The organism is Fodinibius sp. GM21, assembly GCF_058386955.1.
The window spans coordinates 651,281-676,724 of the sequence record NZ_JBYEIQ010000002.1; the positions used below are offsets into that span (position 1 = coordinate 651,281).

The 25,444-nt window shown below is 43.8% G+C and carries 22 protein-coding genes; 11 read left to right on the forward strand and 11 right to left on the reverse strand.

Annotated features, from left to right (window positions below; genetic code table 11):
* Positions 1-18 precede the first annotated feature (18 nt).
* The 6 genes from ACT3IB_RS06720 to ACT3IB_RS06745 all read left to right on the forward strand — a co-directional run bounded on the left by ACT3IB_RS06720 (position 19) and on the right by ACT3IB_RS06745 (position 5,687).
* On the forward strand, positions 19-3,243 hold the full coding sequence (locus ACT3IB_RS06720; RefSeq protein WP_491538235.1) for an efflux RND transporter permease subunit: 3,225 nt from the start codon (positions 19-21) through the stop codon (positions 3,241-3,243).
* Between the two features lie 77 nt (positions 3,244-3,320).
* Positions 3,321-3,632 carry a hypothetical protein gene (locus ACT3IB_RS06725; RefSeq protein WP_491538236.1) on the forward strand — a complete coding sequence of 104 codons (312 nt, stop codon included), beginning with the start codon at positions 3,321-3,323 and terminating at the stop codon, positions 3,630-3,632.
* 37 nt (positions 3,633-3,669) lie between these two features.
* Positions 3,670-3,927 (forward strand): YgaP family membrane protein, encoded by a 258-nt coding sequence (locus ACT3IB_RS06730; RefSeq protein WP_491538237.1) that lies wholly within the window; start codon positions 3,670-3,672, stop codon positions 3,925-3,927.
* 176 nt (positions 3,928-4,103) lie between these two features.
* Positions 4,104-4,862, forward strand: a complete 759-nt coding sequence (locus ACT3IB_RS06735; protein ID WP_491538238.1) for a sulfite exporter TauE/SafE family protein — start codon at positions 4,104-4,106, stop codon at positions 4,860-4,862.
* Between the two features lie 16 nt (positions 4,863-4,878).
* Positions 4,879-5,265: a rhodanese-like domain-containing protein gene (locus ACT3IB_RS06740; protein ID WP_491538239.1), complete on the forward strand. Its 387-nt coding sequence runs from the start codon at positions 4,879-4,881 to the stop codon at positions 5,263-5,265.
* Positions 5,266-5,288: 23 nt separating this feature from the next.
* A complete protein-coding gene (locus ACT3IB_RS06745) occupies positions 5,289-5,687 on the forward strand; it encodes a rhodanese-like domain-containing protein (RefSeq protein ID WP_491538240.1) in 399 nt (132 codons plus the stop codon).
* A gap of 49 nt (positions 5,688-5,736) precedes the next feature.
* Here ACT3IB_RS06745 and ACT3IB_RS06750 read toward each other — a convergent pair whose 3' ends face one another.
* Entirely contained in the window at positions 5,737-6,348 is a 612-nt protein-coding gene (locus tag ACT3IB_RS06750; protein ID WP_491538241.1) for a class I SAM-dependent methyltransferase, read from the reverse strand.
* Positions 6,349-6,465: 117 nt separating this feature from the next.
* Here ACT3IB_RS06750 and ACT3IB_RS06755 point away from each other — a divergent pair, with 117 nt between their 5' ends.
* Positions 6,466-6,924 (forward strand): methyltransferase family protein, encoded by a 459-nt coding sequence (locus tag ACT3IB_RS06755; protein WP_491538242.1) that lies wholly within the window; start codon positions 6,466-6,468, stop codon positions 6,922-6,924.
* Between the two features lie 10 nt (positions 6,925-6,934).
* Here the strand turns inward: ACT3IB_RS06755 and ACT3IB_RS06760 are convergent, their stop codons facing one another.
* The 4 genes from ACT3IB_RS06760 to ACT3IB_RS06775 form a co-directional block, all read right to left on the reverse strand.
* A complete protein-coding gene (locus tag ACT3IB_RS06760; RefSeq protein WP_491538243.1) occupies positions 6,935-7,555 on the reverse strand; it encodes a TlpA family protein disulfide reductase in 621 nt (206 codons plus the stop codon).
* A gap of 24 nt (positions 7,556-7,579) precedes the next feature.
* Complete coding sequence (locus ACT3IB_RS06765) at positions 7,580-8,152, reverse strand: TlpA disulfide reductase family protein (protein ID WP_491538244.1); 573 nt, start codon at positions 8,150-8,152, stop codon at positions 7,580-7,582.
* A gap of 13 nt (positions 8,153-8,165) precedes the next feature.
* Positions 8,166-8,408 carry a hypothetical protein gene (locus tag ACT3IB_RS06770; RefSeq protein ID WP_491538245.1) on the reverse strand — a complete coding sequence of 81 codons (243 nt, stop codon included), beginning with the start codon at positions 8,406-8,408 and terminating at the stop codon, positions 8,166-8,168.
* Between the two features lie 95 nt (positions 8,409-8,503).
* Positions 8,504-8,890 carry a hypothetical protein gene (locus tag ACT3IB_RS06775; protein WP_491538246.1) on the reverse strand — a complete coding sequence of 129 codons (387 nt, stop codon included), beginning with the start codon at positions 8,888-8,890 and terminating at the stop codon, positions 8,504-8,506.
* A 204-nt stretch (positions 8,891-9,094) separates the two neighbouring features.
* Between ACT3IB_RS06775 and pafA the strand changes: the two genes are divergently transcribed.
* Positions 9,095-10,744, forward strand: coding sequence for an alkaline phosphatase PafA (gene pafA, locus ACT3IB_RS06780; RefSeq protein ID WP_491538247.1), 1,650 nt, complete (start codon positions 9,095-9,097; stop codon positions 10,742-10,744).
* 71 nt (positions 10,745-10,815) lie between these two features.
* Here the strand turns inward: pafA and crcB are convergent, their stop codons facing one another.
* The 5 genes from crcB to ACT3IB_RS06805 all read right to left on the reverse strand — a co-directional run bounded on the left by crcB (position 10,816) and on the right by ACT3IB_RS06805 (position 14,926).
* The gene (crcB, locus tag ACT3IB_RS06785) at positions 10,816-11,184 is read right to left on the reverse strand and encodes a fluoride efflux transporter CrcB (RefSeq protein ID WP_491538248.1); all 369 of its coding nucleotides are present in this window, start codon (positions 11,182-11,184) and stop codon (positions 10,816-10,818) included.
* A 4-nt stretch (positions 11,185-11,188) separates the two neighbouring features.
* A complete protein-coding gene (locus ACT3IB_RS06790; RefSeq protein WP_491538249.1) occupies positions 11,189-11,671 on the reverse strand; it encodes a copper chaperone PCu(A)C in 483 nt (160 codons plus the stop codon).
* A complete protein-coding gene (locus ACT3IB_RS06795; protein WP_491538250.1) occupies positions 11,668-12,255 on the reverse strand; it encodes an SCO family protein in 588 nt (195 codons plus the stop codon). The genes ACT3IB_RS06790 and ACT3IB_RS06795 overlap by 4 nt, the downstream gene beginning before the upstream one ends.
* Before the next feature lie 18 nt (positions 12,256-12,273).
* Entirely contained in the window at positions 12,274-13,188 is a 915-nt protein-coding gene (locus ACT3IB_RS06800; protein ID WP_491538251.1) for a cation diffusion facilitator family transporter, read from the reverse strand.
* A 403-nt stretch (positions 13,189-13,591) separates the two neighbouring features.
* Entirely contained in the window at positions 13,592-14,926 is a 1,335-nt protein-coding gene (locus ACT3IB_RS06805; RefSeq protein ID WP_491538252.1) for a M14 family metallopeptidase, read from the reverse strand.
* A gap of 120 nt (positions 14,927-15,046) precedes the next feature.
* Here ACT3IB_RS06805 and ACT3IB_RS06810 point away from each other — a divergent pair, with 120 nt between their 5' ends.
* From ACT3IB_RS06810 to ACT3IB_RS06820, 3 genes are all read left to right on the forward strand, one after another.
* The gene (locus ACT3IB_RS06810; RefSeq protein WP_491538253.1) at positions 15,047-16,972 is read left to right on the forward strand and encodes a BamA/OMP85 family outer membrane protein; all 1,926 of its coding nucleotides are present in this window, start codon (positions 15,047-15,049) and stop codon (positions 16,970-16,972) included.
* On the forward strand, positions 16,972-21,435 hold the full coding sequence (locus ACT3IB_RS06815) for a translocation/assembly module TamB domain-containing protein (RefSeq protein WP_491538254.1): 4,464 nt from the start codon (positions 16,972-16,974) through the stop codon (positions 21,433-21,435). The genes ACT3IB_RS06810 and ACT3IB_RS06815 overlap by 1 nt, the downstream gene beginning before the upstream one ends.
* 115 nt (positions 21,436-21,550) lie before the next feature.
* Positions 21,551-22,651, forward strand: a complete 1,101-nt coding sequence (locus tag ACT3IB_RS06820; protein ID WP_491538255.1) for an aminopeptidase — start codon at positions 21,551-21,553, stop codon at positions 22,649-22,651.
* Between the two features lie 66 nt (positions 22,652-22,717).
* On the opposite strand, the gene clpB is transcribed toward ACT3IB_RS06820, so the two are convergent.
* A complete protein-coding gene (gene clpB, locus ACT3IB_RS06825; RefSeq protein ID WP_491538256.1) occupies positions 22,718-25,351 on the reverse strand; it encodes an ATP-dependent chaperone ClpB in 2,634 nt (877 codons plus the stop codon).
* Between the last annotated feature and the right edge of the window lie 93 nt (positions 25,352-25,444).

A 25,444-nucleotide genomic window follows, 5' to 3' on the forward strand; every position in this document is an offset into this window, starting at 1 on the left:
TTATTTAGATATATCATTATGAAGACTGGAATTGCAGGAAAAATTGCGCAAGGGTTTATCGACTCAAAGTTGACGCCTTTGCTGATGATTGTGTTTCTGGCGCTGGGATTTTACGGGACGTATTTAACCCCGCGCGAAGAAGAGCCGCAAATTGATGTTCCTATGGCCGATATTTTTGTCGGCTATCCGGGAGCAACGCCCGAGGAGGTGGAAAAGAATATTGCAATCCCCCTGGAGAAGGTGCTCTCCAATATTGAAGGGGTTGAATATGTGTATTCTACATCTATGCCCGACCAGGCGATGGTCTCTGCCCGCTTTTATGTGGGCGAAGATGTAGAGCGTAGTTTGGTACGGCTCTATAATGAAATCATGAAAAATATGGACCGGTTTCCCGAGGGGGCGACCCAACCCATGGTAAAAACCCGTTCCATTGATGACGTCCCGATTATGACATTGACGTTATGGAGCGATAAATACAGTGATTTTGATTTACGTCGCATAGCTGATGAAATGGCGCTGGATATCAAACAGATCGAAGATGTGGCGCAGACCGATATCCACGGCGGGCGTACCCGGCAGGTCTCAGTGAATTTGGACAAGAATAAAATGTCCTCCTATGGTATCGATCCGATGCAGGTGGTCGGGCAAATACAAGCGGCCAACCAAGAGCTTTCGTCCGGATCATTTAGCAATAACGATACCGAGTACTTAGTGAATACCGGAGACTTTTTTAAATCTGCCGAAGAGGTGCGGAACGTCGTTGTAGATGTGCAAAATGGTGATCCCATATATTTGCACAGCATTGCTGAGATCCGTGACGGACCGGAGGAGCCTTCTGAGTATGTTTCGTATGGCGTTGGACATCAAAAAGCACAGGAAGCCGGCTTAAATGCGGGTGAATCGTATCCCGCAGTAACGATTTCGGTAGCCAAGCGCTCCGGCGCTGATGCGATGGCGATTGCTGAACAAATTCAACGAAAAGTAGACAAGCTTGACGGTAGCTTGATCCCAGCCGATGTAAATGTTACTACTACACGTAATTATGGAGAAACCGCTTCAGCCAAGGTATTTTCACTCCTTGAGCACTTGCTGGTAGCTATTTTGGCCGTAACTTTTGTGGTGTCTCTTGCTTTGGGTTGGCGGGGTGGACTGGTGGTGTTTCTATCGGTACCGGTGACCTTTGCGCTTACCCTCTTCTTATACTACATGTTTGGTTATACCCTGAACCGTATTACGCTCTTTGCACTGGTTTTTGTGACGGGTATTGTGGTTGATGACTCGATTATTATTGCCGAGAACATGCACAGGCACTTTAAGATGAAGAAGCTACCACTTAAGCAGGCTGCTATCGCCTCAATCAGTGAGGTTGGTAACCCAACTATTCTGGCTACGTTCACCGTAATTTCGGCGGTACTGCCGATGGCTTTTGTATCGGGATTGATGGGACCTTATATGAGTCCTATGCCGATAGGTGCTTCACTGGCCATGATTTTCTCGCTGATTGTAGCACTGGTCATCACTCCCTGGTTGGCATATATCCTATTGCCTCACGGAAATTCTGAGAAAGATGAAAGCGGGGAAGAGAAGAAATATGATCTTAAAGAAACCTTTATATATAAATGGTACGAACGTACCATGGAACCACTGCTCGAAAGTACGTTTAAGCGGTGGGCGTTCATTATTGGGGTAACAATATTGCTTTTGGCTTCAACATTGATGTTTGTGTTCCGAATGGTCGAGGTGAAAATGCTTCCGTTCGATAACAAAAATGAGGTGCAGCTTATTATCGATATGCCCGAAGGTACAACGTTGGAGCGGACCAATGCGGTTGCTCGTGAGGTAGGCCTGAGTTTGAAGGATGTGCCTGAAATTAAAGATTACCAGATTTATGCCGGTAACAATGCACCCATTAATTTTAATGGGCTTGTGCGACATTACGACTTGCGAAAAGGTCCGAATGTGGCAGATATCCAGCTGAATCTGATTGACAAAGGCGAACGTAGTGATCAAAGTCACGCTATTGCCAAGCGCATTCGTCCTACGGTACAAAAGGTAGGCGAAAAGTATAATGCCAATGTTAAAGTGGTTGAGGTGCCGCCCGGACCTCCGGTACAGTCCACGATTGTAGCTGAGGTTTACGGTCCCGATACCGATGAGCGTAAGCGGGTCGGTGGAGAGGTGAAAGACATCTTTGAAAAAACGGAAGGTATTGTCGATGTAGATTGGATGATCGAAGCACCGCAGACCAAATACAGGCTGGATGTTAATACCGAAAAGGCGATGATGTCGGGTATCTCATCGAAGCAAGTGGTGCAAACTGTAACGATGGCACTCCGCGGGAAAGATGTGTCACGTCTTTACAGCGAGAAAGAATTGAACGATGTGCCCATTACGGTGAAGCTACCCAAGGCCGGTCGTTCTGATATCGAAAAGCTACAGCAGGTGCACATGAAGTCGGCATCAGGGGCCATGATACCCGTGGCTGATTTGGTGACGGTAACTGAGGACACTCTTGAAACCAGTATTCACCGCAAAAACCAGCGGCGCGTAACCTATGTGCTGGCTGAGGTAGCCGGCGAAATTGAAAGCCCGGTTTATGCTCTGCTCGACACCGGGGAAGAGATCGACAATATTGAAATGCCCGAGGGCTACAATCTCTCCCAGATTTTTGCAGGACAGCCGTTCATGACGGACGATTATACCCTTAAATGGGACGGGGAATGGCAGATTACCTACGAGGTATTCCGTGATCTTGGAATTGCCTTTGCCGTTGTGCTGGTGATCATCTACATGTTAATTATTGGATGGTTCCAGGATTTCAAAGTGCCCATCATTATGATGATCGCTATACCGCTTTCGCTGGTTGGTATCATTGTAGGACACTGGCTATTGGGTGCATTCTTTACGGCGACCTCAATGATTGGGATGATTGCCCTGGCCGGTATTATGGTGCGGAACTCTGTCTTGCTGATCGACTTTATCAACATACGGCTTGATGATGGTGAGTCGCTCAAGCAGGCGGTGATCGAAGCCGGGGCCGTACGTAGCATGCCCATTCTGTTGACGGCCGGTACCGTGGTAATTGGTGCAGTAGTGATATTGTTCGATCCGATATTTCAGGGTCTGGCTATTTCACTGATGGGCGGTGCGGTAGCATCCACAGCATTAACACTGATTATGATACCCTTGATCTACTTTATGGTAGAGAACAAAGTGAAGGAGCTCAAAGGAGAGCAAACGTAAGGTTAAGCAGGTATCACGGCCGGGTCTTGGGATTGTGAGCCCGGTCGTGATTATCAATAATCAAAAAACATCACATTATGAAGTTATTAATCATACTTAGTATCGACGAATATACCGATGACGTACGTAAAATTTTAGCACGACAAAAGGTACCGATTTACAGCGAAACGAATGTACACGGTTTTAAAACTGAAGAATATCAGCCGGATATTTCTAACTGGTTTGCAAAGGATGAACACGGTGTGTATTCCACGCTCTTCTTTTCCATACAAAATGGAGAGTGTGTCAAACGGGTTATCGATGAAGTAAAAGCCTATAACAAAGAAACGGGCGTTGAGAAACAAAACCCAATACACGCTTATTCGCTGAGTGTCGAAGAATCAGCTTAATTACGATTTAAATTTTAATAATTAACAAAGCAATATTATGAGTAATCAAAATCCAAGTTGTTCAACAATGCGGCCCATGGAACGAGCAATACGAATGTTGGCCGGTACGATGGTAACAGTAAGTGTAGCATTGGGATACTTTGTAAGTCCTTACTGGTTTTTGTTAACCCTGTTTGTAGGATTAAATTTATTTCAGTCGTCACTTACAAGCTGGTGCCTGGCCGAACAGATCTTTGCTAAACTGGGAATAGGAGTAGAGGAAAATTCCCAAACCGGTGCAAAGGCAAAAGGGTAATCTACTATTCAGGTAATGGGTTTTGGGGTAGTTTCTGTGTTATAAGAGCAAGAATTTCACATATGCAAGCAGAAAGTTAACCACAATGGTGATACTTCTGTTTTTGATAGATCCCCTAACCTGCGGATGGTCGGTTGATAGCCGGCCATCCGAATTAATTGTATATTAGGTTTATTATGATATTACCATGGATTGGGGCATTATTAGTAGGATTATCATTAGGATTACTGGGATCGGGCGGATCCATATTGACGGTTCCGGTGCTTATATACTTGGCAGGAGAATCAGAAAAGGTAGCCATTGCTGAATCACTCGGTATCGTGGGTGCTATCAGTTTCGCCGGCTTTATCCCGTATGCCCTAAAACAAAAAGTACATTGGCGCAGTGTTGTTTTATTTGGGTTACCTGGGATGGCGGGAACGTACGGTGGAGCCATGATTGCTGAATTTGTGTCCGGTACATTCCAGTTGTTATTATTTGCTGCGGTGATGCTTATTGCTGCTATTATGATGTTTCGGGACAAAAATCATCTAAAGTCGGTTGGAGAAATTGAGCCAACACATGCCTGGTGGAAAATTGTGCTCGAAGGGCTTGCCGTAGGAATTTTGACGGGGCTGGTTGGGGTAGGTGGTGGCTTTTTGATTGTTCCTGCGCTCGTATTATTAGGTGGATTACCCATGGGGTTAGCCGTAGGCACGAGCCTTCTTATTATTACTCTGAAAAGCTTTAGCGGATTTTATAAATATCTTGATGTTCTTAATGGACTGGACCTTAGTATAAATTGGCACTTGGTGTTGGTTTTTAGTTTGATTGGCGCCGTAGGCAGTCTGATAGGCAACAAAGTGGCAGGAAAAATATCCAACGAACGACTTAAGAAAGGATTTGCAGGTTTCCTCGTTTTGATGGGCGGGTACATCATCTGGATGAATATTTAAAGCAAAGAATTGAACTATGGACACATTAACAATAATCATATTAATAGGTGTTGCAGTGGCACTTTTTTATCTCAATAAACTGAAAAACTCAAAAAATATGATACCACCACAGAAATTTAAAGAATTGCTAAACGAAGAGTCTGGCGTTATTATTGATGTGCGAACGAAGGGAGAATACCAAAATGGTCATCTTAAAAAGACAGACTATAATTACGATTTGTCCTCTGCTAATTTTGAGCAGAATCTCCAAAAGCTCGACAAAGGTAAAAACTATTTTCTATACTGTAGATCGGGAGCACGCAGTGGACGCGCTACACAGATTATGAAACGAAACGGCTTCGAAAATGTGTATAATATAGGTGGACTACAGAGCCTTGTGAATGCAGGTTTTGAAAAAGAATAACAAATATAATTATGATAAATAGTATGATAAGACGATTATTTACCATCGGATTGATAGCCGTGATGACACTTTTTGTAGCCCAGGCGTGTGCCCAAAGCAACGGGGATAGCAGCCGAATTAATGCTGAGCAATTCCAGGAAAAAATAGAGGAAACACCGGGTGTGATTATTGATGTGCGTACCCAAAAGGAATACGACGAGGGGCATTTGGCCAACGTTGATCACCAGCTTAATTTGTTGAATGGAGATTTTGAGGCTGCCTTGGATTCCCTTGACAAAGAAAAAACATATTATCTGTACTGCCGTACTGGCAACAGAAGTGGACAGGCCACGGAGCTAATGAAGAAAAATGGCTTCGATAAAGTCTACAATATTGGTGGGTTTCAGGAATTAGTTGATGCAGGTGTAGCGAGCAAAAAGTAGATTGCATATCCCAGCAGTTTGTAAAAAGCCCGGTGTATTCCGGGCTTTTTTATTTTTGAGCCAAGAGTCTGATTATGTTAGCCGTACCTTTGTGATGTTTACCTTCCTGTAATTCTAGTTCAATTTCGTCGGCGTGTTTTATTTTCAGTACATCAAAATCCTCAAGCAGATCATCTAAGTCATAAAGCATTTCAAGATCTTTTGGTCCGCCGGACGTATTTTCAAGCTGCTGTTTTGAAAAAGCTTCGAGAATAAGATGTCCTCCGGGCTTTAATCCTTCAACAAGCTTTTGATGGATGTTTCGTCTTTTGGAGTTATGCAGATGTGCGTAAATAAGGGCTATTCCATCATAGAAATCTTTTTTAATTTCGTAGTCTTTATATTTACTGATGGAGTAATTAATGGTAACATGATTACGTTTTGCCAGCTCCAGCGCTTTTTTACGACCCTTTTCGCTGATGTCAAAAGCATCAACCCGCCAGCCTTCGCGAGCGGCGTAAATAGCATTTCGACCTTCGCCCTCAGCCGGTAAGAGTAATCGACCCGGTTCTAATTGGTCGATTTGTTCTTTGAAAAAGCGATTAGGTTGCGTGCCGTAAATATAGTTTCCACTTGAATAACGATCGTCCCAAAATTGCTTGGCCTCTTGTGCAGTACGCATGATTATTGATGGTTATTAGTTTTGAATCTGTTTTGCTCTAAATGTTGGTGCTCTTTGAATCAGTCTTTTTGTTAAGTTAATATCATAGGTAGTTAAGAAAAATTAGATGAATAACTCATGAAATTAGAGCTAAAGATTCCACCTGTAGCTATTACACTGATTATAGCTACCGCCATGTGGTGGATTGATCAGTATCTTGTTTTTAATTGGGCAACATTTGGACCAATGTGGTGGATTAGCTTCCTATTTTTGGGTATAGGAGGACTACTTGGTGTGCTTGGGCTGGTTGAGTTCTATAAATCGTCTACTTCAATTGATCCTCATGATCCCCATAAAGCAAGTAATGTAGTTATAAATGGTGTTTTTAGCATTTCGCGAAATCCAATGTACCTGGGGTTGCTGCTTATTTTAGTGGGGTACGGCTTTTATCTTGGCAACGTACAGGTGTTTGTGATGCTTCCACTTTTTATAGGCTATATGAATCGTTATCAGATTATTCCCGAAGAGAACGTAATGGAAGAAAAGTTTGGAGAAGACTATCAGAAATATAAGTCTGAAGTTCGCCGCTGGTTATAAGTACAGCAAATTATTTTTGGGCCAGTTCAATCATCCATTGTGCAAAGTTGGTTGAGCTGTAATCAGCAATTCCTTCTTTCTTGTATACGATTTGTCCCTCTTTTGATATGATGTAGGTTGTAGGCAAATACTGGCTGCGGAACTGGGTGGGCAGGGACGAAGCCGGAAAATAATAGGGCATAGTAAATTCTTTCCTCTCCATAAAATTAACTGCCTTTTGATGTTTTTCATCCATGGAAAGAAGAATAAATCGGATATTTTTCTGACTACCGACATTTTCATATAGGGTTTCGATGGTCGGCATCTCGGCCACGCAGGGCGGACACCAAGACGCCCATACATTCACAAAGACGACATCACCGCGAAAGTCATTCAGCGATACCGTTTGACCATCAGCTGTTTCCATGGTAAAATGATAATCTGAATCGGAGAGCATGGGCCCGTCAATATTTTCGATCCGGGAGGTATCGGCATCAAAGAGGCCGGTCCATAGCATGCCCCGCTGCAGGGTGCCCAGTACATCAGTATGCCATCCGGTGGCATAAAGAATAGCGCCGACAGCAAAGATAACGCCCCACTCTATAACGCTTCGTTTCCAGCCTGATGTTTTGCTTTCTTTTGTTGAATTCATAAATCTAATATCGAAATTCATGTTCTATCGGTTGGCTAATTTAGTCAGTATAGGCTTCAGTTTCTCTTTTGTCAGCATGCCGGGTGCTACATACTCTACTTGTCCCTTTTTGTTGATGATTAACGTTGTCGGGATCGCTCGAATAGGTCCATATTGACGAGATACATTTCCGTCATCTACCATGATGGGATAATTGATACCCATATCATTGGCATAGGGACGAACTTTTTCCCAGCCCTCCTCATCAAGAGAAACACCTGCAAATAGTACACCGTCGTCCTTCATTTCTTCATAAAGCTCCATAAAATCAGGGATCTCTTTTCTGCAAGGCCCACACCACGTTGCCCAAAAATTGAGTACGACAACTTTCCCTCGTTGATCAGACAAAGTAAAGTCATTGCCTTCCATCGTTTCAAGGGTAAAATCAGGAGCTTCTTTAAATTCTTGTTGGGATGAGTTTTGGGGTTTGGCAGTTTGTTTTGTAGCTGTTTGTGCGTCATCAGCAGAGGCCCGTTCATTTGGGGTACCACACGCAATGATTGACAGGGGTATTAGAATAATGAAAAATATAAATATCGAAAATCGAGAGAAATTCATGATAAAAAAATTCTTAGTTGGAAATTTCTTTTGCCTCGAAGGCAGGTTGTTCAGATTGTTTCCGATTTGATATATCAGGGATGGGAACCTCACAGGCTGCTCGGCCACTTATCGTTGAGGGATCAATTATTTTTCTGGAATTAACGATTGCATTGTTATCCTGTTGTTCGCTGAATAAATCATAGCCGGCTATACCAAGCAGTAATAACACAAGGATAATTAAAACAGATTCTTTAGGAGGTTTTAAATATGACATAGGTGCCGTTGATCTTTAACATACAGGCGATATTAATCTACCTGGGTGTAAACTTATAAAGTTTATAGTAGGAGTAGCTGGAAAACCCGGAAATTTTAACTAAGGCGAGGAGGGTCGGGCTCTTGAAATACAAATATTTGAGAGGAGAGTAAGGCGTTATTAAAGCCGATGTTTAGTTGCTGCTCTCCCGGGGTAAAAGAAAAGTCGCTTTCTGCCGGAAGGAGATTCATTAAAAAGTTACAGCTCGTAATGGTTTTGGGTTGTGCGTCATCGGCATTCGATTTAGACGCATGTTGATAAAGGGGATCAACTTCTGCGGAAGGTTGAGAAAAATTTCCGTTGGTAAGCTGTTGACAAAACGTTTTTGAGCTTGACTCAGAACTGCCAATATTACCCAGTTGCGCAACATTTTGCTGGGATATAGCACTACCTAACGCAAAAACAAGCGCAAAAAAGAAAATATGCTTTATGGCGTTAATCACTTGGCAGTTTGTTATTTGGTTTCTGAAAAAGTGACGGTTATTAAAGTATTAAAAAAACTATTCATTATCTATTGGTCGATGCTATTGTCATAGCATATAATAACACCAGCAGACCTAAATTATTTTACAGAATCATAGTTCGATAATTACAAAAAAGAAGTTACTTTTTGACCTCAGATAATGAAATTTAAAAACAGGCGACTTATGAAATTGATTAAAACCATTTGTAGTATTTTTCTCATGTTGTTGATGTTTATTTCAACAGGATGGGCCCAAGAAACTTCTAATCCTAAATCTACAGCTGACAATCCCAAGCTGGTGGTTGGCATTGTGATTGATCAGCTGCGCTACGATTATATTCCACTGTATTGGGATAAATTTGAAGAGGATGGTTTTAAGCGATTGGTCGAGCAGGGATTTAGTTTTAACAACAACCACTTTAATTATTTCCCAACCTATACAGGGCCGGGACATGCTTCGGTTTATACGGGTGCGACTCCATCTGTAAACGGTATTGTTGGAAATGCTTGGTACGATCGCAGTATCGACCGGAGCATGTATGTGGTTTCTGATTCCACGGTTTCACCAATTGGTACTGACAGTGACGCGGGGAAAATGTCACCCCGCAATTTGTTGAGTACGACGGTTACCGATGAGCTAAAATCTGCAAGTCCGGAAAGTAAAGTGATCACTGTTTCAATCAAAGACCGTGGAGCAGTGCTGCCGGCGGGTCATCTTGGCGATGCTGCTTATTGGTATGAAGGAGAGACCGGTAATTTTGTGAGCAGTTCCTGGTATGTTTCTGAGCTTCCGGATTGGTTGCAAGATTTTAACGACAGGGGGTTACCCAAGGATTTTGCAAGTCGCACTTGGGATACGCTTTTGCCCATGGATCAATATACCGAGAGCAGTGCCGATAACAGGCCTTATGAAGGAACGTTTGAGAATGAAGATGCTCCAGTTTTCCCCCATAATTTAGAGGCTAACCGTGGCGATGAATATGGGATTATTAGTTCAACTCCTTTTGGCAATACGTTGATTGCAGAATTGGCAAAATCCGCCGTAGACGGTGAAGATCTGGGTGCTGGAGATGTTACTGATTTTCTGGGTGTAAGCTTTTCCTCTACCGATTATGTAGGGCATATGTACGGCCCGCACTCAGTAGAACTTCAGGATACATATTTGCGACTCGATCGTACTATTGCAGATCTACTCAACTATCTTGATCAGAAAGTAGGAGAGGGTAATTATTTGGTTGCACTGACATCTGATCATGGAGTAGTGGATGTACCGCAAGAGCTGATCAATAAAAATCTACCCGGCGGATATTTTGACAGTGATAAAGCTGTGGATGAGCTTGCAGAATTTTTGAAGACTGAGTTTGGCGATGAAGATTGGATTGAGAATTATACCAACCAGCAGGTGTATCTTGATCGCGACCTGATTGATCAAAATGGGCTTTCGAGGCAAATAATTCAGCAAAAGGCTGCTGATTTTCTGCTGCAGTTTGAGGGGGTCAAGTCTACAAATACGGCGCATAATTATCAGTACGAAAGCTATGCCACAGGACAGGAAGCAATGTATCAGCGTGGATTTATGTATGATCGATCCGGTGATATTTATATACAACTGAAATCAGGGTGGTTGGATACCGATTATCCCACCGGGACCTCTCATGGTTCGCCTTATAATTACGATACACATGTGCCGCTCATTTTTTACGGATGGAATGTGCCACAAGGCGAAACCAGCAGAAAGACGACAATTCCACAAATTGCACCAACCATTTCCAATATGCTGAATATTCCCCTGCCAAGCGGTTCAGAAGCAAATATTTTACAGTTTGAAGAGTGATGCCTGATTACACAAGCATGTTTTTGAAAGGATAAAGTTAGTTGGAGGACGGGATAGTATCTCGTCCTTTTTTATTTGATGAGGTAAAAACCTAGCCATACGAATGCTAATCCAAGTATAAAACTGGCAATAGCATACAAAAAAGCATAGCCGGTTTGTTCATGCTGCAGCAGGGAAAAGAATTCATACGAGAAAGATGAGAAGGTCGTGAATCCACCGCAAAAACCGGTGGCTAAAAGCAGGCGCATAGATTTGCTGAGATCGCCTTCGAGCGCGGCTGCAATGATGATCCCGATTAGAAATGAACCGATAACATTTACTGTGAGGGTACCAAAAGGAAATGTGGAGTGCGTGCTGACATTTATGTAATGGCTGATGAGATATCGGAAGATGCTGCCGAAAAATCCGCCAATACCGACTGCTATTATGGATTGTAGCATGAGATCAATTCTGTATTTGTACCGGTACAGAGGTTGTAACAGTACCGGCGTGAGCAAATTCCAGGGATATTTGCAGTGTGTCACCAACGGCGATATTCCTTTTCAGGTTAATGAGCATGAGGTGTAGACCGCCGGGTTGGAGTTGTAGTTTTTCTCCGGCTGGGATTATTTGCTGCTCGGCCGGACGCATGCTGGTGGTACCGTCATCGTTTTCAATGGACTTGTGTAGTTCTACCGTTTCTGTGGCATTGCTGTGGAATGACAGTAACGTATCGGTGGTGGCGGTACCGTTGGAAATGCGGAGGTATGCAGCGCTTTTTCCTTGTTGTGAGCCGGGACGTGCCCAAGCGTTGTCGAGGGCTATTTTTCCGAGAACGACTTCTTTTTCGGAGTCGGATTCATTCGGAGAATTCGACTCCGAACCACATCCTGAAAATAGAACGCAGACGGTTAGTAAAACTGGCAGTAGCTGTTGTATTGATTTCATTTTGATCGGAGATAATTGATGTCATCTTTGACGTGTTCGGAGGTAACGCGATGCGCGGGATATTCAGCGCGAATGTATCCTTGGCGGTCCATCAGGTACAAGGTGTTGGAGTGGCGCATAGCGTAGTTTGTGCTGTCGTAACCAAGTGAATCGATAGTGGTTTTAACAGCGACGATATCGAGCTTGCTGAGCAGAGGATGTACCGTTGCGGTGTCGCCGGTTAGCATGGTAAATTGTTTGTTAAGTCCGTATAGGTTCCGGTATTCTTTAAGAACGGAAGGGGTATCGCGCTGGGGATCAAAGCTGATTTCGATGAAGTTAACGCCGCTGGTATCATCGAGCTCGCGCTGAATGTTGGTCATGTTGGCGGTGATAGCGGGACACACATCAGGGCAATTGGTGTAAATGAAAGTTATGAGCGAGATGTCCCCTTTGAAGTCACTCGGAAAGTTGACCTGAGTGCTGTCGGAGTTTCGTAGTTGATAGTTTTCGCTGCTGAGATCATAGAGGGCATCCGGTCCGCATGCGGTAAAGGCTGCGATGATGAAGATAGAAACAAATAGTGATTTGAGAGTAGAGCTCATTGCTGGATGAATCTAGAGTTAGTTGCAGGGACTTTCGTGGTGTTCTTCACAGGGTTCAAATTCAAATTCGAGGGTGGAGTGGTGGATGTCAAAACTGCTGCTTAGCAGATCTTTGAGCGATGATTTTATGGATTCCATTTGTCCCATATTGTCTTCGTCGATAACAACATGGCTTTCTAACAGGATGTTTTGTTCATCGAGTCGCCAGACATGCAGGTGATGGATATCAAGTACGCCCTTGACTTCTGCCATTGCTTGCTGCACATTCGGAATTTGAATATCAGCCGGGGTGCTTTCCATCAAAATATTGATCGTCTGACGCAGCATATAATAGCTGTGCCAGAGAATGTACCCGGCAATGATGAGAGTCAAAATGGTATCGATAATATACAGTTGATACCAGAGTATTAAAATACCCGCGATAATGACTCCTACCGATGAAAAGGCATCCGAAAGAATATGGATATAGGCACTGCGTATATTTAGATTTTCGGAGGAATCTTGGTACAGCAGAATGGCGGTTATTACATTACCCAGCAGACCAATAATGGCTACTATGAACATGACCATACCGTCGATGGGTTGGGGATTGTAAAACCGCTCAACACCTTCTTTGATCAAAAACAGTGCGATAATAACAAGGGTGATCAGGTTGATGAAGGCGCCTATGATTTCTGCGCGCTTGTAGCCAAACGTTTTGTCGCGATTGGCTTCTTTCTTAGAAATTTTTCGGGCTACCAGGCTGATTCCGAGCGATGTGGTATCATTTAGATTGTGAAGCGCATCGGAAAGAAGCGCAAGACTCCCGGAGATAATGCCGCCAATGAATTCCGCAGCGGTGATAATAAAGTTGAGGATAATCGAGATCCACAGACGTCCCTCGGTTTGGTCTTTGCCGTGATGGTGATGTCCGTGGTCGTGTGAATGTGCCATCAGTTATTATGAAAACTCGATTGGTTTAAAGGGATTAAACTCCTAAGATGTATTGATGCCGATTATAGCAATTGAAGATAAAGAAATCATGAACAATTATATTATATGTTGATGTGAATGAGCAATTCTAATTTAGTTAAGAGTTATTAAATATTGGGCAACTCTGGAGTGCTCGGTATTTTCTTGTAAGGTTCATACATAGGAGAATTTAGAAAACTTGTAATGTCACGGTGAGCCCGTCTCATCACTATGTAGTAAGTGAATGTAAAGAAATGATAAGGCACAGCCCGTGTCACCCTGAGCTCGTTTCAGGGTCTGGTAGATGCTGAAACAAGTTCAGCATGACATGTCGCTGTATTTGAATAAGCTTACCGCGCTTCAAAAGCTTCAGCAGTTTCGAAAGTTAATGCTCTTTCTTCTCTTCAAGTAATTGCTTCATAATAATACGAGCACTTTCACGAGTTACGGTTCGCATACTATCACGGGGAGCTGTATCGCTAATTTCATAGGTCACGGCATCGGCTCCGAAGGTATGGTAAATCCAGTTTTTAGTGATTGGTGAGTCCGGTGGAAAAGGCTCTACTTCGATGGGATAGGCGGGAAACTCCTGTTTTAAGGAGTCGATCCACTGGTAAGTAAAATCGTCGGGAAAAGTTTCTACTTCTCGATTAATGGGGTAAAAGAGATTTTCATCGGTAGAATGAAAGTCGATGCCATAGTACACTTTGCGCAGGCTGTCATCCTGCAGGGGGAGTAAATCGTTTCGAATTGCTCGCGGCTCTGGCTGTTTGAAATGCTCCCAGTCGCGATTAAGATCTACCCCGCGAGCATTATACCGCCAATGTCCTTGCTGTACGCCGTCGGGATTAGCAAAGGGATAGGCCCATATTTCGAAGTTATTTCTAAATTGAGTAGCAAGCTTACTATCAGAGATAAGTTCATCGATAAAGACTTTCGTCCCTAATGCGCCGGTAACTTCAGGGGGATGCAACCGTCCGGTAATAATCATGACACCACGCGGTTGATCAGGATTTACTTCGGAAATACGCAACTTTAATATCGGACGATTGTTGTGCGAAAATCCGACAGTGTCACGGGAAACAAATGATTTTTCTGTCAGCGAGTCGGTCCAGGAATTATATTCATCCCAGGTAAAAAGCTCTTGTGCCGAAACCCATAGGGGTTTTTGTTCGAGATTGAGGGTCAGGGTAGCGGTACCCCGGGTAGTATCGGCAGAATAGTTTGTGCTGTCGATACGTTGCCAATGCCGGCTGTTTTTACTCAATTTTGGAATATATCGGTGGTTTCCGTGCTCATAATCGAGTTGCAACTTGATGGTATCCGGTTCAACACTCCAAATCTGAAATGCATACCAGGGACTGTTATTGATAGCGTCACGTTCGGGCTTGATAGTGACACGGTAAAGAGAGTCGTTGACTTGATAGAAGTCATTCATTCGTGCCCCGGGAAAATCATTGCTTACCCAAATCCTTCCGTCATTGACTCCAATAGCGCGTATATAATGGGGATAGGTTTCTTTATCAGAAGTTTCGGTGACGTCTTCGGGATCATATGAATAGCCTGAAAATTCTTTGGATGTTGAGCAACCCCAAAGAAGCAACAAAAGTAAGAAAACAGAAATTGAATAAATTCTATTCATGGGATTTACGATGATCAGCGAATTATTGTTGTCCTTTGTATCGAGGTCAAAAGTACTATTCCAGACACTTAAAATCATTATTGGATATTTAAGAAGTCTATGAAAGTTCTTGCTAATCGTCAGATGAATTTTATTATTGTTTAGCTTTTTTTGATCATATCTTCAGAATTAAATCTACAACCCTTAAAACTGAATTTTGTGCGGCTACATGGCCTGCTGATATATATGTGTTTGATCGTGCTGGTGGTATTTTCATATACCCCATCGGCTGCAGCCCAAGATACGTCGGAGGATGCTGAAAGATTACCGCAAGTATGGGGCATTTCCTTTGAAGGTAATATCACTTATACAGGGGTGGTACTGAAAAATCAAATTGCAACAGAAGCTCCGGGATTTGGAGAGAAGCTAAAATTCTGGAATAAAACAGGTTTTGAATTAAATGAAAAGGAACTGAAGCGAGATGTAATTCGCATTCGTAATTATTATCAACGACGAGGGTTTGTGAATGTTGAGGTGGGATATCAAATTAAAAAAACAAATAAGGAGTGGAAAAAAGAGGTACTTTTTACAATAAAGGAAAACAATCCCATCCGAATAGATGATGTTGAGTATGAAATAAAAGGAGACGATAAAAATGTAAGACAGGTTTGGGAAAGTCGTGCTTTTACGCGGGCCCAAAGCCGCCATCCGTACCAACAGGGGAATCGGTATGAGATGATCAAAGAGCCTGAAGTAGTGGGACAGTTTTCGGATGTGATAAAAAACCTTGGGTACGCGTATGTTAACGTCAATATTGATGCAGCTATAGACACCTCGGCACTTTCTGCTGATGTGGTCATACAGGCAGACTTGGGTCCGAGAACATATATTGACTCGATTGATGTAGAGGGTAATGAAACAATTGATGAGGATTATGTGCTACGCGAGGCATCGTTGGAACGGGGCGAACAATATAGTCTTAAAAATTTGCAGACCGCACAAAAAGAACTTTTTAATAATCACTTATTTCGATTTGCTACAATTAGTATTCCGGAACAGCCGCAAGATTCAACCCTGAACTTGCTAATGCGTATTCGAGAAAATGAACAGCGTTCGGTTGAGTTATTGGCGGGCTTTGGAACAGAGGATAAGCTGCGTGGACAAGCAAGCTGGACGCATCGGAATGTAGCTCATCGCGGACACCGTTTCAGTGTAACGGCGCGAGGTTCATTTATTGAGCAATACGTAAATATGGGATATCAGTTTCCCTACGTTTACAATACTAAAAGCAGTTTTATCATATCTCCGTTTGGACAGCATTTGCTGGAGAGTAATTATGAATTGTTGCGAGCAGGTATAACCAACAGTTTTATTTATCAATACAGTCAGAATTTAACAGCCTCAGCTTCCTACGAGTTTACCAAGAACCAGGAACTCTCAAGAAAAAGGGATATTAGTTTGCCTGATACAACCCTGGAATACGATCTTTCATCCTTACAACTAACCGGCTACTACAGCCAGGGTTATGGCCGACAGCAGGAAGGGTGGGTGATACAACCTTATCTTGAATCTTCGGGATTTTTTGGATTTGCTTCATTTCGCTTTCAAAAACTTTCGGCGGATATTCGTAGGTTCATAAGACTTTCGAGTTCTACTATGTTGGCTTCCCGGGTGCAGGGAGGCGGGCTGTTTCAAACTTCTTCAGATTCTTTGCCTAGTAATATTCGATTTTACTTGGGCGGTACTAATTCCGTGCGAGGTTGGTATCGCCATGAGTTGGGGCCAAAAAGGGCACAGGTCGACAGTACCGGTTTCAATGAATACGTTCCACTGGGAGGCAGAGCCATGTTTGGGTTTAATGTAGAAATACGTCAGGAATTGGAATTCTTGATTAATGGACTTGGAATGGCTGCATTTTTGGATGGTGGGCAAGTCTGGGAAACTTTTGCCCGTGTTTCTCGTCGACCCCTGCAATTTGGAGTGGGCGGCGGACTTCGCTATCAATCACCATTGGGGCCCGTCAGGGTCGATATTGGGTATAAACTAAATCCCACAAACCAGGATTTAGATATTTATCAGGGGACAAATCACGGCAGTGGGTGGAATCGCATAGGCATTCATTTTAGTATAGGACAGGCATTTTAATGGATCAGCAGAACAATAAATATGGCACTATAAAACACTGGGGAAAGCGTTTGCTTTGGCTGTGTTTGTCAGTTTTTATACTGGGTCTGATTCTGCGTCTATCACTCAAGACGGCGTTTGTGCAAGATCGAGTGCGTAGTTTTTTGGTATCAACAGCTAATGAACAGCTTAACGCCCACCTTTCAATTAAAAAGTTGTCAGGTGACCTATGGAAAGAGGTAACCTTATCCCAAATTATCTTGACTCAAGACGATGATACCACTGCACAAATCGATTCTGTGCAGACTACGTATAATATTTGGGCATTAATGGAAGAAACAATTGATGTCACTGATCTGGATATTTATCAGCCTACGTTGAATGTCCGACAGAATACCGAAGGTTGGAATATTGAGCAATTGGTTACCGAGTCCTCCGATACAACGGAATCAGCTATGATACCTTTCAACATTGATAATCTCGTGTTAGATGGTGGGGCTGTTTCTGTTAAATCAGATAGTTTACCGTTGGGATCGAACTATGAGATTAGCCAGGTGAAAATTGCCAGCAGCATTGGATATGATGGTAACATTTTCGATGTCGATCTGCGCGACTTTGCTTTAAATATTACTGAAGAAGGTCTGAATCAATCTCTGGATGTTGAGGCTTCGGCTTCGGCAAATGATCAAAGGCTAACGCTCGAAAAGTTAGTACTGGCGACGGGACGATCAGTAATTGAAGCGAATGGACATGCCAATATAGCTGATACAAGCCTGCAGTTGGGAGTTTCCTCGACGCCCGTTTACTGGTCGGATATAGTAGGTATTATGGGAAACTATCCCGTTCGGGAAAATATAGACGTAATGCTCTCGGCAAGGGGGAATCCGGAGCAGTTCGATCTCGGTCTTTCCATGGAGGGTGAGGGAATACGATCATTTGAAATGAAGAGCCGTATTGCTTGGCAGTCAGAATTGTTGGTAGAGCAAGTTAGAACCACAGCCCAATCAATAGATCTGGCAAAATTATTCGCTGATACAACTTATCCGCGTTTACAGAAGTTGACTCTTGGATTTAATGGTCTGGCAAATATTGCCGATTTGACAAAGACCACCGGGGAACTGTCGTTTTCGGCAACAGATATTGAAAGCGACCCCTATAGATTGCAGAAATTATCGGGTGCGGCAACAATCGATAAAAAATCTCTTTCTTTATCAATGGAAGCTTTGGAAAAACGGCAAAAGATGACGGCTGATTTATCGGCTCGGGATATCTGGTCGGAACAACCTTTACTAAATGGTAATGTGTCGGGAGAAAGGATAAATCCTGGATATTGGGTACAGGATACAACCTATGATGGGACTTTAACTTTTGATTTGTCATTCGAAGGAAAGAATTGGTATCCCCAGAAGGATCCATGGAAGTACACTTTGAGCATGCCTATGGGAACGGTAATGGGTCACAACATCACAAATACGAAAGTAAATGGTGTTATCAGCAGTAATGATATTACAGCAAATGGGAGGATGAATTTCCATGACGGGCGTATTGAATGGGCAACATCATTGCGGGCAATGACCACAACACCCTCCTATGAATACCGGATGAAAACTGAAAACTTAGACTTGGGTAGGTTGTTGGCTGAAAAGACTTTCAGCACCTCCTTAAATGGACTTATTACCGGAAAGGGAACTGGATTTGATCCCACAAGTATGCAACTTCAGTCAAGGGTGGAGGTTGATTCTTCTATAATCAATGGGGAGCAGATGGACACATTTTTTGCTGATTTTTCAATACGGGATAGCGTTGTGACCGTGGATAGTGCCCGGCTGCAAAGTGGTATCGCCGATGGAGTCTTTAATATTCGATTGAATATGCTGGATCGATATAATAAGGAAAACGAATTATTTTTGGATCTTCGTCTTAAGGATTTGTCATCGCTGGCCCCCTTGGCAAATGCTGAAGAGTTACAGGCCTCGGGCGATGTGACGGGAACATTAAGTCCGTTTAAAAATGACGGTCTACGGTTTTTGGGGAAACTGAATGTTAATGATATAGCTTATGATTCACTATTTGCGGCCGATATTGCTCGGGGATCGGTGGATATCAATGTTGGAGATACACTGTTTTATCTCACTGATTTGAACTTGCAAGAGCCGGTATTTTCAGGAATTCAACTCCAGAATTTGACTCTTAAAACGAGAGGTGATTATCGAGATGGAGTTGCCCAAGGACAGTATGATTTTCAATTCTCAAGTTCTACAGAGGGACGTATCGAACAGTCGGGAACGTATCAAGTTGCACCAGATTCCATCGGGATAAGAACAAATGAGCTAACCCTGATTAGCGATTATCGAACGTTGACGCTTGAGGAATCTTTCGGATTGTGGTATCAGAATGACAGCCTACGGGTGGATACACTGCGCATTTCATCCGGGGACGGATCATTTTTGGAGGTTGGGTTACCGATAATCAGCCCGAACGAACAACGCGGGTTTGTAAAGGGCAACGATCTGAATACGGCTGTAATACAAAGCAGTTTAATGGGGGAAACCTTCTTTGAGGGAATGTTGTCCGGTCAATTCGAGATCGATCGCCGGGGAACAGACTTGAAGGCAACGGGCGATATTGTATTATCGGAGATATACTTTGAGGGGGCCGATTTTGATTCATTAACAATTTCGGCTGATATCGCCGAGGAGCGAATGGAAGGCACATTGTCCTTAAAAGATGAAGGAGATGATCTAATCAGCGGACATACTAATCTGCCCTTTAAGCTGGGTGATCCCAAAACATTTGACGAAGCATTCTTTAAAGAACCGGTATCGGGAGATCTGAGAGTCTGGGGCATTTCTATCGAACGGTTCCAGTCATTTTTTGAAGAAATGGAATATAGCGAAACAAGTGGCAACCTTGCGTTTTGGGGAACACTCGGTGGGACGGCCGGAGAGCCTGAGTTCGATGCCGATGTAACGCTGAAAAATGCTGTGCTCTCGGGAGTTGCAATTGATTCGGTAATGGTGGGCGCAAATTACCGGCACGCGGACGAAGATCTCACACTCGATGCATCTGTTATGTCACTGAAACAGCGGGCTGCACAAGTATCTGCTCGTTTTCCTTTGTTTATCGATATGAAAACTTTTCAGGTGAATTTTCCGCAGCAGACCGATCACATTGCTGTGGATATCGAGACAGATGAGTTTAATTTAAGGGCACTTAATGATTTTATTGATCCCTTGCTGTTGAAGGAGGTGAGAGGCAGCCTTGATGGAGCTGTGAAAGTCAAAGGTGCATTGGAGAGCTTAAAAACAGACGGGTATCTGGAGTTGAAGCGAGGAAAGTTCCGGTTGGTGCCGGCTGGAATTACGGTGAACAATATTACCTCAACTATCAATTTTTCTCCCAACCAAATCAGGATTTCAAAATTTTCAGCTGAAAGTGGAAGCGGTAATGTCCGGGCGGATGGGACAATTGAGCTGAAGGAGCTGATACCAGGGAACATGGATATTAAGGTAAATGCTCAGAACTTTCGGGCAGCCAATACCTCTGAGTATAATGCTGTAATTAATCTTAATGCAAGGGCGCAGGGAACGGTTACAAGTCCGGAAATTTCCGGAAGTCTTGATTTTTTAAGTGGCTTTATTAAGCTGGATAACTTCGGCGAAAAGTCAGTTGAAAGCGTTCAGCTGGACTCTGAAAATCAGGAACCATCATCGGTCAGTGTTTATGATTCTTTAGCTCTTGATATGGATGTCGGATTTAATAGGCGATTTTTTATCCGGAATGAACGCTACCTCGAAATGGAGCTTGAATTGGAAGGAGTGCTGGATTTGCTTAAAAAAAGCGGAAGTGACCTTGAGCTTTTTGGGGATATGAGCGCCCCCAACGGATATGCACGTCCCTTCGGAAAGCGTTTTAATCTCGAAGAAGGGGTCGTAACGTTTAGCGGAAATCCGGAAAATCCCCAGCTCAGTATTCGAACTAAATATGAACCTCCTCAGACTCAGGAAAATATAGTGATCTGGTATATTATTGAGGGTACCGTTGAGGATCCCAAATTCAGATATGAGAGTCAGCCACCCATGGAGCTCGAGAATATTATAAGCTACACGCTCTTTGGACAGCCTTTTTATGCCCTGGATTCCTGGAAGCAGGTGGTAGCCAGCTCCGGAAGCAATACAACGGCCGCGGATGTGGCCCTGGATGTTCTTTTAGATAGAGTGGAAGCATTGGCCACACAACGGTTGGGCATCGATGTGGTAAAAATTGATAACACTCGGTCTGGTGGAGAAACAGGAACATCAATTACCACGGGCTGGTATTTGAATCCCAAAGTATTCTTTGCCATCCAGAACGTTATTACGGGTTCAACACCGGATACGGGTTTCTTGTTGGAATACATGTTGCGTGAGGATCTGAAATTGATTCTACGGCAGGGAAATAATATTCGCCAAGGTGTGGATATACGATGGAATTATGATTATTAGGTTTTAATGGTAAGTAGTAAGATGGGGCATATTAAAAAAATCGTGTGATCCTGAACTTGTTTCAGTATCTCGCTACATTTCGATAGAATGATTTCAATTAATTTATGAAAGAAATATGTATACAAACGAAGATCGTCAATTAGCAAAGAAGATTTTAGAATTCAGCTGTGAACTGGAAAAAGGACAGAATGTGATGCTGCAACTGGTGGGGCTGAATGGTATTGGACTACTTCGGGCGCTGGTAGAGCACGCCCGGGAGATGGAAGCCAATCCCTTTGTCCAGATTGAAGACACTGAAGTTCGCCGAATGCTCGTAGAAAGCGGTGACAAAAAATTTTGGAAAGGGCAGGCCAAAAATGATCAGTTGCCTTTAATGAAAAAGATGGATGCTTTTGTTGGGATTCGTGCTGCACTCAATATTTACGAGCAGGCCGATGTTAGCAAGAAGGCCAACAAAGCTTATGCTGATTACTTCGTGGACCCGGTACACTACAAAGAGCGTGTCAATAACACCAACTGGGTGGTGTTGCGATATCCGTCTGAGGCGTTTGCCATGAACGCTAAGATGCCCACCCAGCGTTTTCGGGATTTTTATTATAAAGCTTGTCTGCTGGATTATACCGAACTTGCCGAAGCGATGAAACCGCTTCAGGCACGACTTGAGGAGACGGATATGATACGCCTCGAAGGAGAAGGCACGGACATAGAATTTTCAGTTAAGGGTCAGACTTGGATTCCTTGTTTCGGAAAACGCAACATTCCGGATGGGGAGTTGTTTTCATCTCCGATTCTGTCATCCGTAAACGGACATATTACTTATGCCCCCAGTGTATATCAAGGCAAGCCGTTTGAATATGTAAAGTTGGAAGTACGCGACGGTGTTGTCATCGATTCGGATTCTTCAAATAATGAAGCACTAGAAGAAATCCTGGATACGGATGCCGGTGCACGTCAGTTTGGTGAGTTTAGCTTTGGATTGAATCCCATCATCGACGAGCCGATGTATGATATCTTGTTTGATGAAAAAATTTACGGATCAAACCACCTGACGTTGGGCAATGATTATGAGATTGCACCAAATGGTAATGAAAGTAATATCCACTGGGATCTCGTATGTATCGGTGCGGATGTATTTTTGGATGGTGAGAAAATCCGCGAGGGACGAAAGTTTATTACCGATGATCTGAAGGGATTAAATCCGGAAAACTTGGTGTAAATAATAATAGCGGGGGAATTAATTCCCGCGCTATTGATTAATTCTCAGTGATAACTAACTGCCGAGTTATCCAGCCCAGGCTTCGGCATCTTTATAAACTTCCGCGAATTCGATGCTTTCTCCATCTTTGCTGATGGTAGCTTCAAAATGCGTTTCGCCTTCTTCTTCGCGCTTGAGCAGTTCGGTAGCCAACTTGTCGATAATTTTCGTCTGTATTAACCGTTTGAGCGGACGTGCTCCATAGACAGGATCGTATCCGCGTTCGGCCAGCCAGTCTTTCACATTGTCAGAAACCGAAAGTTTGATGTCTTTCTTCTCGAGCATCTTGTGTACACGTTCTAACTGGATATCCACGATTTCGCGGATGTGCTCTTTCTCCAGCGGATGGAATACAATCACATCGTCTACACGGTTTAGGAACTCGGGACGGATTTGTTTTTTAAGCTGTTCCATCAGCTGATCCTGAAGCTTATTATAAACTTCATCAGTAAATTCTCCGCCGGTTTCTTCGATCTTATCTGAAATAAGATGCGAGCCGATATTGCTGGTCATTATAATAATGGTGTTCGTAAAGTCGACTGTAACGCCTTTGTTATCGGTGAGGCGGCCTTCGTCGAGCACTTGCAGAAGCATGTTGAAGACATCCGCGTGCGCCTTTTCAATTTCATCCAGCAAAATTACCGAGTACGGCTTACGTCGAACCGCTTCGGTAAGCTGACCGCCTTCGTCGTACCCCACGTATCCCGGAGGAGCACCGACTAATCGGCTGACGCTGTGACGCTCCATGTACTCGCTCATGTCGATACGGACCATGGCGTCTTCATCATTAAAGAGGAAGTCAGCGAGTGATCGGGCAAGTTCTGTTTTACCGACACCCGTTGATCCAAGGAAAAAGAACGAGCCGATCGGACGCTGGGCATCCTGCAGACCCGCACGTGAGCGACGTACGGCATTTGATACTGTTTCCACTGCGGGATCTTGTCCGACAACCCGTTTGTGCAGTTCTTCTTCCAAATGGACCAGCTTTTCGCGCTCGCTTTGTAGCATTTTCCGTACCGGAATGCCGGTCCAGCGAGAAACGATATCGGCAATATCCTCATATTCAACTTCTTCTTTCAGCATGGCACGACCTTCCTGCACTTCTTCGAGCTTTTCTTGGGTTTCTTCCAAGTCATTTTCCAGCTGATTGATGGTGCCGTATCGCAGCTCGGCGACCTTTTCATATCTACCTTCGCGTTCGGCCTTTTCAGCTTCATTGCGGGCCATTTCGATAGCCTGCTTAAGATCACGCGTTTTTTTGATGAGATCGCGTTCGGTATCCCATTGGTTGCGCATGGTGCTGCGTTTTTCCTCGAGATCAGCGAGTTCTTTTTCAATATTTTCAATCTTTTCCTCATTCTGATCACGTTTCAGTCCCTCGCGTTCAATCTCGAGCTGGCGGATTTGTCGCTCAACCTGGTCGAGTTCTTCGGGCATAGAGTCAATCTCCAGTCGCAAGCGAGAAGCAGCTTCGTCAATTAGGTCAATAGCTTTGTCCGGCAGGAATCGCTCACTGATATAACGATGTGAGAGTTCAGCCGCGGCAACCAATGCCTCATCGCGAATTTTTACGCCGTGATGAAGTTCATATCGTTCTTGCAGTCCTCGAAGGATGGATACCGTATCTTCAACGGATGGCTCATTGATCAAAACCTTCTGCATTCGTCGTTCCAGTGCACGGTCTTTCTCGATATGCTTGCGGTATTCATCCAACGTGGTAGCTCCTATGGCATGCAGTTCACCGCGGGCCAGCGAAGGCTTCAGAATATTTGCCGCATCCATGGCTCCTTCGGTGGCGCCGGCCCCTACGAGGGTGTGAATCTCATCAATAAAGAGGATAATTTCTCCTTCAGATTCCTGAACCTCATTGACGATGGCTTTGAGTCGTTCTTCAAACTCGCCGCGGAACTTGGTTCCGGCCATTAGGGCGCCCATATCGAGAGCCACAATACGTTTTGTTTTAAGACTTTCGGGTACGTCGCCTTTGTTGATACGCAGAGCGAGCCCCTCGGCAATAGCTGTTTTACCAACGCCGGCTTCTCCAATCAGAACGGGATTGTTCTTGGTACGACGTGATAGAATTTGCATAATGCGCCGGATTTCCTGATCGCGACCAATCACCGGATCAAGTTTATTTTTCTCGGCCTGCTCGTTAAGGTCGCGCCCATATTTTTTAAGGGCATTGTATCGGCTTTCTGCATTGGGATCATCTACTTTTTGTGATCCGCGCACATCTTCAAGCACCTTGAGGATATCGTCCTTTTTAACCCCGTTTTCTTTTAACAGGCTGCCGACTTCGCTTTTGGATTCCAGCATCCCGATAAGCACGTGCTCGGAGCTGATATATTCGTCGCCAAGATTGTCGGCTGATTTCTGAGCATTATCAAAAACTTCCTTGGAATCGTTGGACAAATACTGCCCCGATACGGAGGCGCCTTTTACAACGGGAAGCTTGTCGATTCGCCGTTCAAGCTCGGATTTCAATTGTGGAATCCGCACACCGAGTTTATTTAAAATCGTGTTGATAACGTTCTCGGAATCCGACAGAAAAGCCATGAGCAGGTGTATAGGACTCACAGCCTGATGATTATTGCTGGAGGCCAGCTCAACGGCTGCCTGCACGGCCTCCTGCGCTTTAAGTGTAAGTTTGTCTAAGTTCATAATAAGTCAATACTTAGTTGAAAATTTCCTTTTTGATTATTTCACTTTTATAAAAGCCAATATCGTACCGAATCCTTAAATATGCCTAAATTT

Bases quoted from the DNA above. Each gene is read 5' to 3' on its own strand.
- clpB (WP_491538256.1), bottom strand. From the start codon at position 25,351: ATGAACTTAGACAAACTTACACTTAAAGCGCAGGAGGCCGTGCAGGCA.
- pafA (WP_491538247.1), top strand. From the start codon at position 9,095: ATGAAATTGATTAAAACCATTTGTAGTATTTTTCTCATGTTGTTGATG.
- ACT3IB_RS06820 (WP_491538255.1), top strand. From the start codon at position 21,551: ATGTATACAAACGAAGATCGTCAATTAGCAAAGAAGATTTTAGAATTC.
- ACT3IB_RS06770 (WP_491538245.1), bottom strand. From the start codon at position 8,408: ATGTCATATTTAAAACCTCCTAAAGAATCTGTTTTAATTATCCTTGTG.
- ACT3IB_RS06740 (WP_491538239.1), top strand. From the start codon at position 4,879: ATGGACACATTAACAATAATCATATTAATAGGTGTTGCAGTGGCACTT.
- ACT3IB_RS06750 (WP_491538241.1), bottom strand. From the start codon at position 6,348: ATGCGTACTGCACAAGAGGCCAAGCAATTTTGGGACGATCGTTATTCA.
- ACT3IB_RS06720 (WP_491538235.1), top strand. From the start codon at position 19: ATGAAGACTGGAATTGCAGGAAAAATTGCGCAAGGGTTTATCGACTCA.
- ACT3IB_RS06730 (WP_491538237.1), top strand. From the start codon at position 3,670: ATGAGTAATCAAAATCCAAGTTGTTCAACAATGCGGCCCATGGAACGA.
- ACT3IB_RS06745 (WP_491538240.1), top strand. From the start codon at position 5,289: ATGATAAGACGATTATTTACCATCGGATTGATAGCCGTGATGACACTT.
- ACT3IB_RS06790 (WP_491538249.1), bottom strand. From the start codon at position 11,671: ATGAAATCAATACAACAGCTACTGCCAGTTTTACTAACCGTCTGCGTT.
- ACT3IB_RS06765 (WP_491538244.1), bottom strand. From the start codon at position 8,152: ATGAATTTCTCTCGATTTTCGATATTTATATTTTTCATTATTCTAATA.
- ACT3IB_RS06805 (WP_491538252.1), bottom strand. From the start codon at position 14,926: ATGATTTTAAGTGTCTGGAATAGTACTTTTGACCTCGATACAAAGGAC.
- ACT3IB_RS06815 (WP_491538254.1), top strand. From the start codon at position 16,972: ATGGATCAGCAGAACAATAAATATGGCACTATAAAACACTGGGGAAAG.
- crcB (WP_491538248.1), bottom strand. From the start codon at position 11,184: ATGCTACAATCCATAATAGCAGTCGGTATTGGCGGATTTTTCGGCAGC.
- ACT3IB_RS06725 (WP_491538236.1), top strand. From the start codon at position 3,321: ATGAAGTTATTAATCATACTTAGTATCGACGAATATACCGATGACGTA.
- ACT3IB_RS06800 (WP_491538251.1), bottom strand. From the start codon at position 13,188: ATGGCACATTCACACGACCACGGACATCACCATCACGGCAAAGACCAA.
- ACT3IB_RS06735 (WP_491538238.1), top strand. From the start codon at position 4,104: ATGATATTACCATGGATTGGGGCATTATTAGTAGGATTATCATTAGGA.
- ACT3IB_RS06755 (WP_491538242.1), top strand. From the start codon at position 6,466: ATGAAATTAGAGCTAAAGATTCCACCTGTAGCTATTACACTGATTATA.
- ACT3IB_RS06795 (WP_491538250.1), bottom strand. From the start codon at position 12,255: ATGAGCTCTACTCTCAAATCACTATTTGTTTCTATCTTCATCATCGCA.
- ACT3IB_RS06760 (WP_491538243.1), bottom strand. From the start codon at position 7,555: ATGAATTCAACAAAAGAAAGCAAAACATCAGGCTGGAAACGAAGCGTT.